9 protein-coding genes are annotated in these 15,948 nt (G+C 72.4%); 5 read left to right on the forward strand and 4 right to left on the reverse strand.

Features of this window, described 5'->3' with window-relative positions; genetic code table 11:
- Positions 1–174: 174 nt before the first annotated feature.
- The 5 genes from surE (at position 175) to IE237_RS01270 (ending at position 7,968) form a co-directional block, all read left to right on the forward strand.
- Positions 175–1,239 carry a 5'/3'-nucleotidase SurE gene (gene surE / locus IE237_RS01250; protein ID WP_189799904.1) on the forward strand — a complete coding sequence of 355 codons (1,065 nt, stop codon included), beginning with the start codon at positions 175–177 and terminating at the stop codon, positions 1,237–1,239.
- Positions 1,240–1,323: 84 nt separating this feature from the next.
- A complete protein-coding gene (locus IE237_RS01255) occupies positions 1,324–1,995 on the forward strand; it encodes a spermidine synthase family protein (RefSeq protein WP_189799905.1) in 672 nt (223 codons plus the stop codon).
- 71 nt (positions 1,996–2,066) lie between these two features.
- Positions 2,067–2,804, forward strand: a complete 738-nt coding sequence (locus IE237_RS01260; protein WP_189799906.1) for a response regulator transcription factor — start codon at positions 2,067–2,069, stop codon at positions 2,802–2,804.
- The gene (locus IE237_RS01265; protein WP_370468134.1) at positions 2,801–3,913 is read left to right on the forward strand and encodes a HAMP domain-containing sensor histidine kinase; all 1,113 of its coding nucleotides are present in this window, start codon (positions 2,801–2,803) and stop codon (positions 3,911–3,913) included. Before IE237_RS01260 ends, IE237_RS01265 begins: the two co-directional genes overlap by 4 nt.
- Before the next feature lie 269 nt (positions 3,914–4,182).
- Positions 4,183–7,968, forward strand: coding sequence for a multifunctional oxoglutarate decarboxylase/oxoglutarate dehydrogenase thiamine pyrophosphate-binding subunit/dihydrolipoyllysine-residue succinyltransferase subunit (locus IE237_RS01270; RefSeq protein ID WP_189799908.1), 3,786 nt, complete (start codon positions 4,183–4,185; stop codon positions 7,966–7,968).
- 86 nt (positions 7,969–8,054) lie between these two features.
- Here the strand turns inward: IE237_RS01270 and fxsT are convergent, their stop codons facing one another.
- From fxsT to IE237_RS01290, 4 genes are all read right to left on the reverse strand, one after another.
- A complete protein-coding gene (gene fxsT, locus IE237_RS01275) occupies positions 8,055–11,078 on the reverse strand; it encodes an FxSxx-COOH system tetratricopeptide repeat protein (RefSeq protein WP_189799909.1) in 3,024 nt (1,007 codons plus the stop codon).
- Between the two features lie 59 nt (positions 11,079–11,137).
- The gene (locus IE237_RS01280) at positions 11,138–12,415 is read right to left on the reverse strand and encodes an HEXXH motif domain-containing protein (protein ID WP_189799910.1); all 1,278 of its coding nucleotides are present in this window, start codon (positions 12,413–12,415) and stop codon (positions 11,138–11,140) included.
- 90 nt (positions 12,416–12,505) lie between these two features.
- A complete protein-coding gene (locus IE237_RS01285) occupies positions 12,506–12,712 on the reverse strand; it encodes an FxSxx-COOH-like cyclophane-containing RiPP peptide (RefSeq protein ID WP_189799911.1) in 207 nt (68 codons plus the stop codon).
- Positions 12,713–12,802: 90 nt separating this feature from the next.
- Positions 12,803–15,943: an SAV_2336 N-terminal domain-related protein gene (locus tag IE237_RS01290; RefSeq protein WP_189799912.1), complete on the reverse strand. Its 3,141-nt coding sequence runs from the start codon at positions 15,941–15,943 to the stop codon at positions 12,803–12,805.
- Positions 15,944–15,948: the final 5 nt, after the last annotated feature.

Genomic DNA, 15,948 nt, shown 5'->3' on the forward strand with positions numbered 1-15,948 from the left:
CCTGCCGGGCATCCCGGATCCCATATCCATATCTCGGATATTGGATCCGGAATCCACCCACAGACCGCGGGGCATCTGACGACCCCGCGCACGATCCGGGGCCCGCCCGTGGGGGGCCGGGCCCCGGATCTCTTCTCCCTGCCCGCATGTCATGCTCATGAAGGGATCGCACGCATGCGCACGTACCTCGCGCTGTCCGCGGCGGCAGCCGTCCTCGCCGCCGCCGGAGCCACCGCCTACGCCACCACCCCCGACAGGACCGAGAAGACGCTCCCCCTCGCCGGGATGCGGATCCTGATCTCCAACGACGACTCGATGCAGGCGGCGAAGGCGAGCAACTCGGACGGTCTCGGCCTGTACGAGCTCCGGCGCGCGATGTGCGCCGCCGGAGCCGACGTCGTCGTCATGGCACCCTGGCAGGTCCAGTCCGGCAAGGGCACCGCCGTCACCAACGGCGGCGTCCTCACCGCCCAGCGCCGCACCGCCCTGCCCGCCGGCTACGAGAACGACTGCGCCCAGGCACCCGCGCGGGGAGCGGTCTACGGCGTCTGCCTCGCCGACGGCCCCTGCACCAAGGACTCCCCGTCCGCCACCCCCGCCGACACGGTCAAGCTCGCCCTCCGCGCGGGCCTCGAGGCCAAGGCCGGCTGGACCGAGGCGCCCGACGTCGTCCTGACCGGCATCAACTCCGGCCCCAACGTCTCCGCGAGCGTGAACGACTCCGGCACCGTCGGTGCCGCCGTCGCCGCGATCGACCAGGGCGTTCCGGCCATCGCGTTCTCCTCCTCCGGCGACGAGAGCAACCTGAACTTCCCCCGCGTCAACTACCGCGCCCATGCCGAGTTCGGCGCCCGCTTCCTCGCCGGTCTCAGACAGCGTTCCCTGCTGACCGGCGAGTTCGCGCTCAAGGTCGACTACCCCGACGTCAGCACCGGGCAGCGGGCCGGGACCCCGGTCTGGACGCGCGTCGGGGACGGGGCCGTCGTCCACCACGCCTTCGAGCAGCGCGGGACCGGCGACTCCTTCGACATCGCCCTCGGCCTCTGCCCGGTGGACGGCACCGGCGAGGGCGAGTGCGCCGAGGGCCGGAGGGACGCCGACTCCACCTGGCTGCTCGACAAGGGCCACGTCACGGTCGCCCCGATCACCTGGGACCGCACCTACGGCACCCCGGCCGGAGCCCGCCGCGAACTGAAGGCGATCGAGCGGTACGTGGAGCGCGAAGCCCCGCGTCCGTAAGGCTCGTTAAGCGTTTGTCCCGGCCGTCGCCACCGCATGAGGATGGCCGGGACGAACCGTACGCACACGAGCCACGGAGTGATCATGACCAGCCCCGTCACCCTCGACCGCCGCGAAGGACCGTACGGAGAAGTCGTCCTGCGCCGCCGTGCGGAGCACTACGAGATCATCGCCAACGGCACCTTCCTGATGGACACCTCCGACGGGCGCTCCGAGCGGCTCCTGATCGACGCCGCCCTGGCCGCGCTGCCCGAGGAGTCCCGTACCGGCGCCTCTGTCCTCGTCGGCGGCCTCGGCGTCGGCTTCTCCCTCGCCCACGCCGCCGCCGACCCCCGCTGGGGCCGGATCGCGGTCGCCGAGCGTGAGGAGGCGATCATCGACTGGCACCGGCGGGGACCCCTCGCGGCGATCTCCGGGGCCGCGCTCGCCGATCCGCGGACCGTGATCCTGCACACGGACCTCGTGGCCCACCTCCGCACCACCACCGACACCTACGACGCCCTCTGTCTCGACATCGACAACGGGCCCGACTGGACGGTCACCGAGGACAACGAATCCCTTTACTCGGCCGAGGGATTGGCGGCCTGCGCGGCCCGGCTGAACCCCGGCGGAATCCTCGCCGTCTGGTCCGCGCGACCCTCCGCCGATTTCGAAGAGTCGTTGCGGAATGCCGGATTCAGCGGGGTACGGACGGAAGAGATCCCCGTTGCCCGGGGCGTCCCCGACGTGGTCCACCTCGGCGTCCGTCCCGGGTAGCTCCTGGATAGCCGGGACGCCGCCGGTGCCTCTAGGCTGCTGAGCCGACAACGGCGACGCGAGGCGGGGCAATGGAGCAGACACACACCACGAACCACGGTGCGGCGGCCACTCCGGGGGCCCAGCGGCGCGTCCTTGTGGTCGAGGACGACGCCACGATCGTGGAGGCGATCTCCGCGCGACTGCGCGCGGAGGGCTTCCTCGTGCAGACGGCGACCGACGGACCCGCGGCCGTCGACGCCGCCGAGGCCTGGCAGCCGGACCTGATGGTCCTGGACGTGATGCTGCCCGGTTTCGACGGACTTGAGGTGTGCCGCAGGGTCCAGGCCCAGCGTCCCGTCCCGGTCCTCATGCTGACCGCACGGGACGACGAGACCGACATGCTGGTCGGCCTCGGCGTCGGCGCGGACGACTACATGACCAAGCCGTTCTCGATGCGCGAGCTGGCCGCCCGGGTGCACGTGCTGCTGCGCCGGGTGGAGCGGGCCGCGCTCGCGGCGGTCACCCCGCGCAGCGGGATCCTGCGGCTCGGCGAGCTGGAGATCGACCACGCGCAGCGCCGGGTCCGGGTCCGCGCGGAGGACGTGCACCTGACCCCGACCGAGTTCGACCTGCTGGTCTGCCTGGCGAGCACGCCGCGGGCGGTCCTCTCCCGCGAGCAGCTGCTCGCCGAGGTCTGGGACTGGGCGGACGCCTCGGGGACCCGGACCGTGGACAGCCACATCAAGGCGCTGCGCCGGAAGATCGGGGCCGAGCGGATCCGTACGGTCCACGGGGTCGGCTACGCGCTGGAGACCCCGGCGCCGTGAACCGGCCGGGGCCCGGGAAGCCGCACGTGGGACAGAGACCGCACCGGCCGCGCCGGATCGTGATCTCGATCAAGACCAAGCTGGGCGCCCTGGTCGTCGGGGCGGTCCTGCTGACCTCCTGTCTGGCCCTGGTCGCGATCCGCACGTCCACGGAGTTCCGGTACATCACGATCTTCGCGATGATCGCGACGCTGCTGATCACCCAGTTCGTGGCGCAGTCCCTGACGGCGCCGCTGGACGAGATGAACACGGTGGCCGGGTCGATCTCGCGCGGGGACTTCTCCCGCCGGGTGCGGGGCGCGGACCGGCGGGACGAGCTGGGCGACCTCGCCTCGACGATCAATCGCATGGCGGACGACCTGGAGGCCGTCGACCGGCACCGCAAGGAGCTGGTGGCGAACGTCTCGCACGAGCTGCGCACGCCGATCGCCGCGCTCCGGGCCGTCCTGGAGAACGTCGTGGACGGAGTGTCCGAGGCGGATTCGGAAACGATGCGGTCGGCGCTGAAGCAGACGGAGCGGCTCGGCCGGCTGGTGGAGACGCTGCTGGATCTGTCACGTCTTGACAACGGTGTCGTCGCGCTGAGGGCGAGCCGTTTCGAGGTCTGGCCCTATCTGTCGGGGGTGCTGCGGGAGGCCAATCTGGCGGCGTCCCAGCGCGGCCTCTCGTCCACCTCGGGCCTGCACCGGCGTACGGACGTGCATCTGCACCTGGACGTGTCGCCGCCCGAGCTGGTCGCGCACGCGGACGCGGAGCGGCTGCACCAGGTGATGGCGAACCTGATCGACAACGCGGTGAAGCACTCCCCGCCGCACGGCCGGGTCACGGTCCGGGCCCGGCGGGGCCCGTATCCGGACTCGCTGGAGCTGGAGGTCGAGGACGAGGGTCCCGGCATCCCGGAGGCGGAGCGGCACCGGGTCTTCGAGCGGTTCAACCGGGGTTCGACCCCGGACCGGCACGGCCCGGGCAGCGACGGCGGCACAGGGCTCGGGCTGGCGATCGCCCGCTGGGCGGTGGATCTGCACGGCGGCGGGATCGGAGTGGCCGAATCGTCACGTGGCTGCCGCATCAGAGTCACTCTTCCGGGCAGCCTTCCCCGGAGAGATTGACGTAGGGTTCGAACCGGAAGCGCACGTTCTGCGTGTACGTGAGCAGGACGTGATCAGGGGTGCGGTCGAACAGGGCCGTGCCTGCGCTTTTCTGTACCCTCACACATGCGGAACCCCGCTTGTTTCCCGCCATTCACGGCGTCGAAACACGCTGTCAAGTGTGACTTGCACAACGTTGGAGTGCCTGGCCTGCACCTCTCGGCCGGACAGGCGTAGCCTTTATTTCCGCTGTCCATCACCTTGCGAAGCGGAAGAGGGCGGTTGCCGCCGTGTCGTCTCAGTCCCCCAGTACCCCGAGCTCCCCGGCCCACCAAGACGGGCAGGGCGTGAGCCCCGCAGCCGCCTTCGGTGCCAATGAGTGGCTCGTCGACGAGATCTACCAGCAGTACCTCCAGGACCCGAATTCGGTCGATCGTGCCTGGTGGGACTTCTTCGCCGACTACAAGCCCGGAGCGTCGGAGACCCCGGCCGCCCCGGCCGCCACCACTCAGAGCGCGCCCGCCGCGGCGCAGGCGGGCCCCGCACAGGCCGCGCCTGCCGTTCCGGCCCCCGCGCCCGCCCCGGTCGCGGCCCCGGCCCCGGCCCCGGCTCCCGTGAAGCCCGCCGCGGCCCCCGCGCCGGTCGCCGCGAAGCCCGCCGCCGCCGCTCCGGCCGCGGCGAAGGCCGCGCCGGCGAAGGAGGCCCCCGCCGGCCCCGAGCTGATCACGCTGCGCGGCCCCGCCGCCGCGGTCGCGAAGAACATGAACGCCTCCCTGGAGGTGCCGACGGCCACGTCCGTCCGCGCCGTCCCGGTGAAGCTGCTCTTCGACAACCGGATCGTGATCAACAACCACCTGAAGCGCGCCCGGGGCGGGAAGATCTCCTTCACGCACCTCATCGGCTACGCGATGGTGCAGGCGATCAAGGCCATGCCGTCGATGAACTACTCCTTCGCGGAGAAGGACGGCAAGCCGACCCTGGTCAAGCCGGAGCACGTGAACTTCGGTCTCGCGATCGACCTGGTCAAGCCCAACGGCGACCGCCAGCTCGTCGTCGCGGGCATCAAGAAGGCCGAGACGCTCAACTTCTTCGAGTTCTGGCAGGCCTACGAGGACATCGTCAAGCGCGCCCGCGTGGGCAAGCTGACGATGGAGGACTTCTCCGGCGTCACGGTCTCCCTGACCAACCCCGGCGGCCTCGGCACCGTCCACTCCGTGCCGCGTCTGATGCCCGGACAGTCGGTCATCATGGGCGTCGGCTCGATGGACTACCCGGCGGAGTTCCAGGGCACCTCCCAGGACACCCTGAACAAGCTGGGCATCTCCAAGGTCATGACCCTGACCTCGACGTACGACCACCGCGTCATCCAGGGCGCCGCCTCCGGCGAGTTCCTGCGCGTCGTCGCCAACTTCCTCCTCGGCGAGGAGGGCTTCTACGACGAGATCTTCAAGGCCCTGCGCATCCCCTACGAGCCGGTCCGCTGGCTCAAGGACATCGACGCCTCGCACGACGACGACGTCACCAAGGCCGCGCGCGTCTTCGAGCTGATCCACTCCTACCGGGTCCGCGGCCACGTCATGGCCGACACCGACCCGCTGGAGTACAAGCAGCGCAAGCACCCCGACCTGGACATCACCGAGCACGGCCTCACCCTGTGGGACCTGGAGCGCGAGTTCGCGGTCGGCGGCTTCGCCGGCAAGTCGATGATGAAGCTCCGCGACATCCTCGGCGTGCTCCGCGACTCGTACTGCCGCACCACCGGCGTCGAGTTCATGCACATCCAGGACCCGAAGCAGCGCAAGTGGATCCAGGACCGCGTCGAGCGCCCGCACTCCCGCGTGGAGCGCGAGGAGCAGCTGCGGATCCTGCGCCGGCTGAACGCGGCGGAGGCCTTCGAGACCTTCCTGCAGACGAAGTACGTCGGCCAGAAGCGCTTCTCCCTGGAGGGCGGCGAGTCCGTCATCCCGCTGCTCGACGCGGTCATCGACTCGGCCGCCGAGTCGCGCCTCGACGAGGTCGTCATCGGCATGGCCCACCGCGGCCGGCTGAACGTCCTGGCGAACATCGTCGGCAAGTCGTACGCGCAGATCTTCCGCGAGTTCGAGGGCAACCTCGACCCGAAGTCGATGCACGGCTCCGGCGACGTGAAGTACCACCTGGGCGCCGAGGGCACCTTCACGGGCCTCGACGGCGAGCAGATCAAGGTCTCCCTGGCCGCCAACCCCTCGCACCTGGAGGCGGTCGACCCGGTCCTGGAAGGCATCGTCCGCGCCAAGCAGGACGTCATCAACAAGGGCGGCACGGACTTCACCGTCCTGCCCGTCGCCCTCCACGGCGACGCGGCCTTCGCCGGCCAGGGTGTCGTCGCCGAGACGCTGAACATGTCGCAGCTGCGGGGCTACCGCACCGGCGGCACGGTCCACATCGTCATCAACAACCAGGTCGGCTTCACCGCCGCCCCGGAGTCCTCGCGTTCCTCGATGTACGCGACCGACGTGGCCCGCATGATCGAGGCGCCGATCTTCCACGTGAACGGCGACGACCCGGAGGCCGTCGTCCGCGTCGCGCGGCTCGCCTTCGAGTTCCGCCAGACGTTCAACAAGGACGTCGTGATCGACCTCATCTGCTACCGCCGCCGCGGTCACAACGAGGGCGACAACCCGCAGTTCACCAACCCGCAGATGTACAACCTGATCGACAAGAAGCGTTCGGTGCGCAAGCTGTACACCGAGTCGCTCATCGGTCGCGGCGACATCACCCTCGAAGAGGCGGAGCAGGCGCTCCAGGACTTCCAGGGCCAGCTGGAGAAGGTGTTCGCGGAGGTCCGCGAGGCCACCGCCGCCCCGGCGGCGACGACCGTCCCGGACGCGCAGGCCGAGTTCCCGGTCGGCGTGACCACCGCGGTCTCCCAGGAGGTCGTGAAGCGGATCGCCGAGTCGCAGGTCAGCATCCCGGAGCGGATCACGGTCCACCCGCGTCTGCTCCCGCAGATGCAGCGCCGTGCCGCCTCGATCGACGACGGCACCATCGACTGGGGCTTCGGCGAGACCCTCGCCATCGGCTCCCTGCTGATGGAGGGCACCCCGGTCCGCCTGTCGGGCCAGGACTCCCGCCGCGGCACCTTCGGCCAGCGCCACGCGGTCCTGGTCGACCAGGAGACCGGCGAGGACTACACCCCGCTGCTCTACCTGACCGAGGACCAGGCCCACTACAACGTCTACGACTCGCTGCTCAGCGAGTACGCGGCGATGGGCTTCGAGTACGGCTACTCGCTGGCCCGCCCGGACTCCCTGGTCATCTGGGAGGCCCAGTTCGGTGACTTCGTCAACGGCGCGCAGACCGTCGTCGACGAGTTCATCTCCTCGGCCGAGCAGAAGTGGGGCCAGACCTCCGGCGTCACGCTGCTCCTGCCGCACGGCTACGAGGGCCAGGGCCCGGACCACTCGTCCGCGCGCCCGGAGCGCTTCCTCCAGATGTGCGCCCAGGACAACATGACGGTCGCCATGCCGACGCTGCCGTCGAACTACTTCCACCTCCTGCGCTGGCAGGTGCACAACCCGCACCACAAGCCGCTCATCGTCTTCACCCCGAAGTCGATGCTGCGTCTGAAGGCCGCGGCGTCCAAGGTGGAGGAGTTCACCACCGGCGGCTTCCGCCCGGTGATCGGCGACTCGACGGCCAACCCGGCCGATGTCCGCAAGGTCGTCTTCTGTGCCGGCAAGGTCTACTACGACCTGGAGGCCGAGCGTCAGAAGCGCGGTGACACGGAGACCGCGATCATCCGTCTGGAGCGTCTGTACCCGCTGCCGGGTGCCGAGCTGCAGGCCGAGATCGCCAAGTACCCGAACGCCGCGAAGTACATCTGGGCGCAGGAGGAGCCGGCGAACCAGGGTGCCTGGCCGTTCATCGCGCTCAACCTGATCGACCACCTGGACCTGGCGGTCGGCGCGGACATCCCGGCGGGCGAGCGCCTGCGCCGGATCTCGCGTCCGCACTCCTCCTCCCCGGCGGTCGGCTCGGCCAAGCGCCACCAGGCGGAGCAGCAGCAGCTGGTCAACGAGGTCTTCGACGCCTGATCGACCACTCCGTACGCGTACGGAAGGAGGCCCGGCACCCCTTGTGGGTGCCGGGCCTCCGGCGTTTCCGGTGCGCGTACGGGCGGTCAGCCCAGGTTGGCCTCGAAGTCCCAGTAGGGCCGGTTGCGCTGGCGTGCCGACAGGGTGTGCGGGTGCTGGGCGCCCAGCGTGCGGGTGAGGGTGAGCAGGGCGTCCTCCTCCAGCTTCCCGGCCTCCTCGGTCTCCCTGAGTCCGCGCAGGTCGGTGGCGAGGGCCACCTGGCACGACAGGGTGAGCGGGTGCTCGTTGCCGAGGGTGTGCCGGGCGCGGCGGAGGGTGTCCCGGCTGAGCTCGGCCGCGTCGTGCACCCGGCCGTTGAAGTTGCGGGCGGCTCCGGCGTTGAGCGCACAGCCGAGCACCCAGGGGTGGTCGGACCCGAGCGAGGAGGTCAGTCCGGCGAGCGCGGCCTCCAGGATGGCCAGGGCGTCCGCGCGTTCGCCGGACGCCTGGAGGACGAGGGCGGTGTTGGCGAGGACGCCGGTGGCGACCGGGTGCGCGGGTCCGAGGAGGGCCCGGTAGCCGGCCTCGGCCTCGCGGCTGAGTTCGCGGGCGTGGTCGAGGTCGCCGTGTTCGCGGAGGTAGTTGGCGTAGTTGTTGATCGACGAGAGGGTGATGTAGTGGTCGCGCCCGTGCACCTGCTGCATCTGTTCGAGCAGGCTCGCCATGGTGGCACCGAGGTCCTGCTGGAAACTGCCCTCCCGCCGACGGCACAGAGCGAGCTGCGCCCGGGCGTACAGGGTCTGCAGGTGCTGCGGCCCCATGATCCGGACGTGCACGCGGACGTTGGCCTCCTGACGGGCCAGCGCCTCACGGTACTGGCCGAGTAGGCGCTGGTCCTGAGCGACGTTGTTGCCGAGGATGAGGGTCTGCGAGTGCAGGGCGCCCAGAGCGCTCTCCGCGCGGGCGAGGGAGGCGATGTCCTGTTCGTACGCCTCCTTGTATCGTCCGAGCATCCGCAGGGCGACCCCGAGGTTGTTCCCGGCGACGAGGGTGAGGAATTCGTTCTCGCCGAGGAGGCGCTGGGACTCGGCAACGACGTCGCGCTGCATCCGTTCCGATTCCTGGTACTGCCCGAGGTAGCGGAGGTCACTGGCGATGGAGATGGCCGAACGGAGAGAGCCGAGCGGGTCGGGAGTCGCTGCCTCGTCGAGGCGGGCGCGCAGGGCGAGATCGAGTTGGTACGCGTCGCGGAAGCGTCCGTAATTGCGCAGGATGGAGCACTCCTGGTTGGTGAGCTCCTGCATCTCGGGGCTCACCGGGTCCATGAAGGTGGACCAGGTCTCCCGGATCCGCTCCGCGAGCCGGATGCCGGCCCGGTATTCGGCGCTGCGGAAGCAGTAGCGCAGACAGTTGAGCACGGCGGTCTGCACGCGTGGGTTCCGGCTGGCCAGGGCTCCGGAGGGTTCCAGGTGGGGCAAGAGTTCGGCGTAGCGGGGCCAGTTCCGGCTGTCCAGGGGGTTGCCGGGATCGGCCTCGGCGAGCAGGGTGCGGACGGCCTTGCGGTGGGCCGTGCGGTGTTCGCCGTCGGTGAGCCGGGCGACGATGTCGTGGACGAGCCGGTGCATGTGCACGGACTCCTGGTGGGGCCCCATCTCCCCGCTCGCGACCGGGCCGCGTGACTCACGGCTGAGCACGGAGTAGTTGACCAGGGTGTCCAGGGCCCGCGACCAGGCGGCGAGGTCGGTGACCATCCAGCGCAGGTCCTCGGGGAGGTCGGCCTGCGGGTAGGCGCGGACGATGCCGAGCGGGATGCGGCCGGGGGCGAAGGAGGCACACAGGCTGAGCACGTCGATGGCCTGCGGCTGGGTGCGTCGGAGCCGGTTGATCAGTATCGACCAGGAGGTCAGGGAGGCGTTGGGGATGCCGTCGCCGCCAGCTGGCTCGTCCATCGCATTGATCCGTCCCTCCCGGACCATGCGCAGGTACTCGGGGACCTCCATCCGGGACTCGCCGAGCCAGGCGGCGGCCTGGACCAGCTGCAGCGGCACGTCGCCGAACTCGGCGGCGACCTCGTCGGCCTCGGGCGCGGTGATGTGCGGGGCACGGCGCATCAGGTAGGCCGTGGACTCGGCCCGGTCGAAGCCGCGGATGTTCAGGGTGTCCGTGAACTCGTCCCAGCCGCGGTTTCGGGAGGTGATCAGTACGTGGCCGGGACCGTGCGGCAGCATCACGTTCGCGCCGTCGGTGTCGTCCCAGCCGTCGAAGATGACGAGCCAGCGAGAGTGCGGGTCGCCACGGCGCAGGGCCTCGCGGACTGCGCGGATGCGTTCGCCGGGCTCGTTGCCGGTGGTCAGGCCGAGTTCGGCAGCGAGTTCGCCCAAGCGGTCGCGCTGCACGTTGCGGTCGTCGGAGCTGACCCACCAGACGACGTCGTAGTCGGAGCTGAAGCGGTGGGCGTACTCGGCGGCCATCTGGGTCTTGCCGATGCCGGACATGCCGACCAGGGTGCATGCGGCGTTGCCGCGCCCGGCGTCCATGAGTCGCGCCTGAAGCTCGGTGAGCAGGTCGTCGCGGCCGGTGAAGCGCGGGTTGCGGCGCGGGATCTCGCCCCAGATCTCAGGGGGCGTGTCCGGGAAGCGGACGAGGGCCCCGGCGGGCAGCCGGCGGCCCGCGGCACGGCGCGGATCGATGCCGAGCCGGCTGAGCAGCCGGGCCTCGGCCTCCTCCTCGCCGACGCCCCACAGGCTGACGGGTTCGAGGACGGCGGTGGCCGGGAGCAGGGGCCGGTTGGTGAGGTTGACCGCGGCGAACCGCTCGGAATGGGCGGCGACGAAGCCGCGCAGCACGTCGTTCCACTCGCCGGCCGCACGTGGGCCGAGCTGGAAGAACCAGTCGTCCAGGACGAGCAGCACCTGGCCACGGGCGAGCAGCAGGTCGCCGAGGGAGTCTTCGAGGGGCACCTCGCGCGGAGGGTCCCAGCGCTGGAGGGTGGCGCGCACGCCGTGGGCATCGAGCCGTTGGTTGACCCAGGTCGCCCAAGGGCGGTGATAGCCGGGAAAGACCACCAGGACGTGTTCCGGCCCGTTCCTGTCCCCGTGGTCCGCCGCACCGCCGGACCGCTGTTCCGCCATCTGTCGTGTCTCCCGTCCCGCTCCCGCGCAACGCAGTGTCATGTGCCGTGGGCACAGTGTTACCCAGCGGCCAGGGGAGCCGCGCCGAGGCTCGCGTGGTGCCGCCTCATTTGCTCCGCGAACTCCCGCCCCTCCGGAGTCAGTTCATCGGATTCAAGCAGGATCGCCAGCGCTTCACCCACCTGATCGTGGAGTTCGTCGAACTGTTGCCCGGCATCGGACCGCCAGGACTTCCGCACCCCGTCGACGGTGGCCGCGCGCCGCCACAGATCGGCGAGCGCCAGATGCGCGTAGGCTCCGTGCAGCACACCTGCGATGGGCCGCAGGTCGGGCCGCCAGCCGACCTGGTGCACGGCGTCCCGCCCGGGGCCGTACAGCGGCACGATCTCGTGAAGCGTGGCCAGCTTGCTGTGGTGCAGCTCGTGGACGAGCGTCTCGGCCATCCCCTGTGCCCCGTCGGGCAGCGAGGTCAGCACGGCTCCGGGAGCGGCGCTCAGTGTGGCGCCGCGGTGCCGCGACCCTCGAGGGACGAGCGGCACGATCACACGGACCGAGCGGGTGACCTCGACGGCCCGGCCGGGGTCGGTGTACGCGAGCAGCTCGTGGGCCGCGTGCCAGCGAGCGGACCAGGCGGCGTGGTCGATGTCGTCGTGGTCGGCGGCGGTGCCGACGGAGCCGCCCGCCGCGCCCACCGGCACCCTGTACGGGTCGAGGTCGTCCAGACGTGCGGTGCCACGGGGCAGCGGACGCACCGGGCTCCAGTCGGGCCCTCGGCCCGCGAGCACGCCGTGGCGCCGGTCGACGAGGGTGAGGACGGCGGGCGCGGGATGCCGGGCGCCGTCCGGATGGAACCGTACGGTCCGGTCGTCGGCACTGATCCGGACGCGGTCCGCGGCCACCCTCAGCCGCCCCACGCCCGGCAGGGAGAGCAGGCCGTCCGGGTTCTCGACGGTCAGGTCGAGCGGGCCGCCGCAGCGCAGGGCTGCAGTGAGCGAGACCATGTCGAGGCGGGCCAGCAGCCGGTCGAAGCCGGGCCCGGCGGGCTCGGCGAGCACGGTGGCCAGCCAGACACCGGTCATCGGGTAGTCGAGGACGTCACGGACCACGGCGGGGTGGCCTCGCTCGACCCGTTCGAGCAGGTCCCAGGAGCGCTCGAAGCGGCCGAGGGCGCCGGGCTCGACGGCCTCGCGCTGCCCGTGGACGCGGACCAGGAGCGCCTTGAGGAGCAGCAGCCGCCGGGTGTGCAGGGCGGACCGCAGCAGGGTCAGCCCGGCCGGGGCGGAGCTGGTCCGGGCCAGCTCGGCGAAGGCCGGCGCGGGCAGCGGCGCGACGTTCATGCCCGCCTCCCCTTACGTCGTGCCGGTCCGCCGTCGACCGGCGGGCATCTGGCCGGAAACGGCCGGTCGGCACAGCCGCTCCGGCGGAGATCAGCCGTGGACCCCGTCCCCGGCACTCTCCAACCAGGAATCCCCCAGCTCCTGCGTCCGCCAGAACACCCGCTCGACGGCGTCTGCCAGGTCGGGATCGTCCATGAAGCGCAAGGTTCGCAGGTCCACGCCGGTGAGGTCGGGCAGGCCCCGGGGCCGTCCTCCGGCCCGGTCGACGCCTGCGCCCCGCTTCGTGTGCTCCAACACCCTCGGCTCCTCCTCACCGGCCTTTGCCCCCCACGGTCGTAGCGGCGGAGCGGTTCTTCCCGACGCCTCGGAGACGGAAACCCGTTCGACTCAACTGCGCCCATGCGCGCCCCCGTTATCCAGCCGTTCCGTTTCCCCTTCGCGCCATGCCCACCAGGGCGGCGCGATCCGGCGCCGTTCCTCGCGTGAGAGGAGGTCCGGCCGCGGGCGGGGGACGGCGCCGACCTCGGCGAGCAGGGCCCGGGTCCGCTGCACGTCCGCCCAGTCCACCGGCACCAGTACGCCGTCCAGCCGCCGCCACTGCTCGGCGGCCTCCTCCAGGACGGTGGCGGCGTGGCCGACGCGGTCCATCAGGTACAGCACCGCCCCCTGGGCGTGGAGGGCCCGCGCCAGAGTAACCGTGCCGGGGGTGTCGCCGCGGGCGGCGCGGGTACCGTCGGCGGCGCGCTGGAAGGCGGTGAGAGCGCCGACGAGCTGCCCGTCCCTCGCCGCCTCGCTCAGCTGCAGCTGCACCCAGCCCAGTTGGAGCCAGACCTCGGCCCGGGTCTCCGGGTCACGGGTTGTGCGAACGGCCTCGTCGAGGAGGTGACGGCTCTCGTACAGGTCCGGCAGGAAGCCCGCGCGGTCGAAGCGCAGGGCGAGCACGCTGCCGATGAGGATCCGGGCCCGCTCGCGGGCGGCGGCGCCGGCGGGTAGGCAGGTGAGGGCCTCGCGCAGGACGGACTCGGCACGGTCGACCGGCCCGGTCCCGGTGTCGGCGGCGGCGCGGCGCAGCAGGGACTCGCCCCAGGTGAGCAGGAGCCGGCCTCGCTGTCCGCTCTCGGCGGGGGCGAGCAGAGTGGCCTCCTCGTACGCCTCGTCCGCCGCCGCACCGTCGCCGGTGGTCTCGTACAGGCGTGCTCGCGCGACGGTGTGACGCACCTTCAGGGCGCGCCCGTCGCCGACGAGGGCTTCCGCGCGGTCCAGGACGGGGGTGATGCGGTCCGGTCCGGCCTCGGCGAGGTGCAGGGCGTCGGCGAGGTCGAGCAGGGCGGCGGCGCTCTCCCCGAGGGCGAGGGCCTTGGTGAGCTCCTCGGCCGCCGCGGCGCCGTCGCCGCGCGCCAGGAGCAGCCTTCCCCGGCGCAGGTGCAGGGTGGGCCGGGCGGCCGGGGGCCACTGGTCCGTGTCCCCGGCGAGCGCGTCGAGCGCGGCGTCGAGCTGCCGGACGTCGTCGGTCTCCTGCCACAGGGCGTGGTGGACGACGGCCCGTTCGAGACGGGCCTCGGCCCAGTGGTCGTCTCCGGGCCGGGCCAGTTCCCCGGCGTGGACGAGGGTGTCGGCGGCCCGGGTGAGGAGCTCGCGGCGGTTGCCCGCCCGCCGGGCGGCCCCGGTGCCCGCCTCCGCGGACAGGATGCGGCCGAGGACGACCCGGGCCTCGACGGGCGCGGCCGGAAGCGCCTCCTCGGCGCGCTCGCGGGCGGCCGAGAGGAGAGCGGGGTCGGACTGGGCGCGTCCCTGGTCGAGGAGGCGGCGGGCCTCGGTGAGCGGGTCGGGGGTGACGAGGTCGGGGTGGTAGAAGCGGAGCACGCGCGCGGGGATGCGGGCGAACAGTTCCGCCTCGGCGCCCTCGGGCCCGGTGGTGTCGTCGGTCGCGTCGGGCGGGGTGGCGAGGCCGGGTCCGCCCTCGCCGTCGGCGGCGGGGCCGTGGCCGGCGAGCCGGGCGGCGGCGAGCGCCGGGAAGTTGCGCATGCCCTGGCCGAAGTTGCGCTCCACGTAGGCCGAGCAGTGCTTGAGGACGAGGGCGGCGGCGCCGGGGTCGAGCGAGCCGAGGAGGAGCTGCTGGATGCCGGGCGGATAGCTGAAGCAGGGGTACGGGGCGGGGCCGGGGAGCCGGCGCAGGAGCCCGCTGAGCAGGACCTCGGCCAGCTCCATGGGCCCGGTGTCGGGCAGCATCGCGCGCTGGACGAGCTGCATGACGGGGAGGGTGAGCGGGGCCGCCGCGAGCTGGACGGCGAGCCGGAGCGCCCCCGGGGAGGCGCCCGCCCGGAAGGCGCGCAGGAGTTCCTCGTCGCCGCGAGGGGCGCGGGGTGTCCGGGGCGCCTGCGGCCGTGCCGGTTCGGGGGTGAGCCAGGCGGCCCAGCCGCGGACGGTGTCGCCGCCGTGGCCGGTGTGGAGCCGGGCCCAGGAGGCGAAGGCCTCGGGGGTGGGGGTGAGCACGGGAACGGCCCGCCGGGCCGGGTCGAGGACCGCCCAGGGTTCGTCGTCGGAGCGGAAGGCGGCGGGGCCCCCGGGGCGCGCGGAGCGCTGGAAGGTGCCCGGTTCGGCGGGGAGCGCGGTGCGCGGCCAGAGGCGCGGCGGCAGCGGCTGGACGAGGGCGAGCGGGGAGTGGCGGGGCCACTGGCGCAGGAAGCGGTGGGCGGCGCCGCGCTGCCAGAGGGGTCCGACGCAGTCGCTGACGACGAGGGTGAGGCGGCGCCCGGTGGGGTCGTGGAGCTGGTCGACGGGGCGGAGCCGTGGCCGGCCGTCGGCGCCGGAGGTGGTGGTGACGAGCGGGGGGCCTTCGCCGGTGTCGTACAGGCGGTGGACCTGGACGTCGCGGAACGCGCCGGACTGCTGGCAGGCCTGGCGGAGCTCCTCGACCATGCGGTCCCAGACGATCATGGCGGGGCCGGTGTCCATGAGGAGCTGGATGTCGGGCCGGCGGCCGGCGGCGGGGCGCAGGACCGGGGTGAGGATGCCGGCCGCGGCGCTGCGCTCGGCGGTGGCCTCCTCGTCGAGGGTGCCCTCGCCGGGGCGCGGCGGGGCGGGCGCGTACCCCCGCAGCGGGCGCAGGGCCTTCTGGAGGCCGAGGAGTCCGGGCAGGGCGTTGGCGCCGGGCGCGCGTACGGGCAGGGCGGCGCCCCGTCTCGTACCGCCGCCGGGGCCACCGCGTACTCCGTCCGCCGCGGCGGCTCCGCCGCGCATGTGGAGGGCGACGGACTCGTGGCTTCCGGTACGCCGGGACGGGCGCTCGGGCGTGCGCGAGGGCGCCTCCTCGCGATTGGCCGGATCTCGCCCCTCGTCGGCGGTCGGGGCGGTCACCGTGCTCCCGTCGTCCGTGCGGGAGGGCGGCTCCGGAGCCGGGGTTTCCGGTTCCGGCAGCCACTGGGACAGCCAGAGCGCGTCCGCGACCGCCTCGGCGGACGGGTCCGCCCCGCCCGCCCGCAGTCTGCGGGTCAGCTCCTCCAGAGGCATCCGGTGCGTCCGGTGCATCCGGT

The sequence above is a fragment of the Streptomyces tanashiensis genome, from assembly GCF_014648895.1.
In the GTDB taxonomy this organism is placed as follows: Bacteria; Actinomycetota; Actinomycetes; order Streptomycetales; family Streptomycetaceae; genus Streptomyces; species Streptomyces tanashiensis.

What these genes read in the sequence shown, in the direction of transcription:
- IE237_RS01280 (WP_189799910.1), bottom strand. Translation starts at nt 12,415, where the DNA reads ATGAACGTCGCGCCGCTGCCCGCGCCGGCCTTCGCCGAGCTGGCCCGG.
- IE237_RS01290 (WP_189799912.1), bottom strand. Translation starts at nt 15,943, where the DNA reads ATGCACCGGACGCACCGGATGCCTCTGGAGGAGCTGACCCGCAGACTG.
- surE (WP_189799904.1), top strand. Translation starts at nt 175, where the DNA reads ATGCGCACGTACCTCGCGCTGTCCGCGGCGGCAGCCGTCCTCGCCGCC.
- IE237_RS01260 (WP_189799906.1), top strand. Translation starts at nt 2,067, where the DNA reads ATGGAGCAGACACACACCACGAACCACGGTGCGGCGGCCACTCCGGGG.
- fxsT (WP_189799909.1), bottom strand. Translation starts at nt 11,078, where the DNA reads ATGGCGGAACAGCGGTCCGGCGGTGCGGCGGACCACGGGGACAGGAAC.
- IE237_RS01255 (WP_189799905.1), top strand. Translation starts at nt 1,324, where the DNA reads ATGACCAGCCCCGTCACCCTCGACCGCCGCGAAGGACCGTACGGAGAA.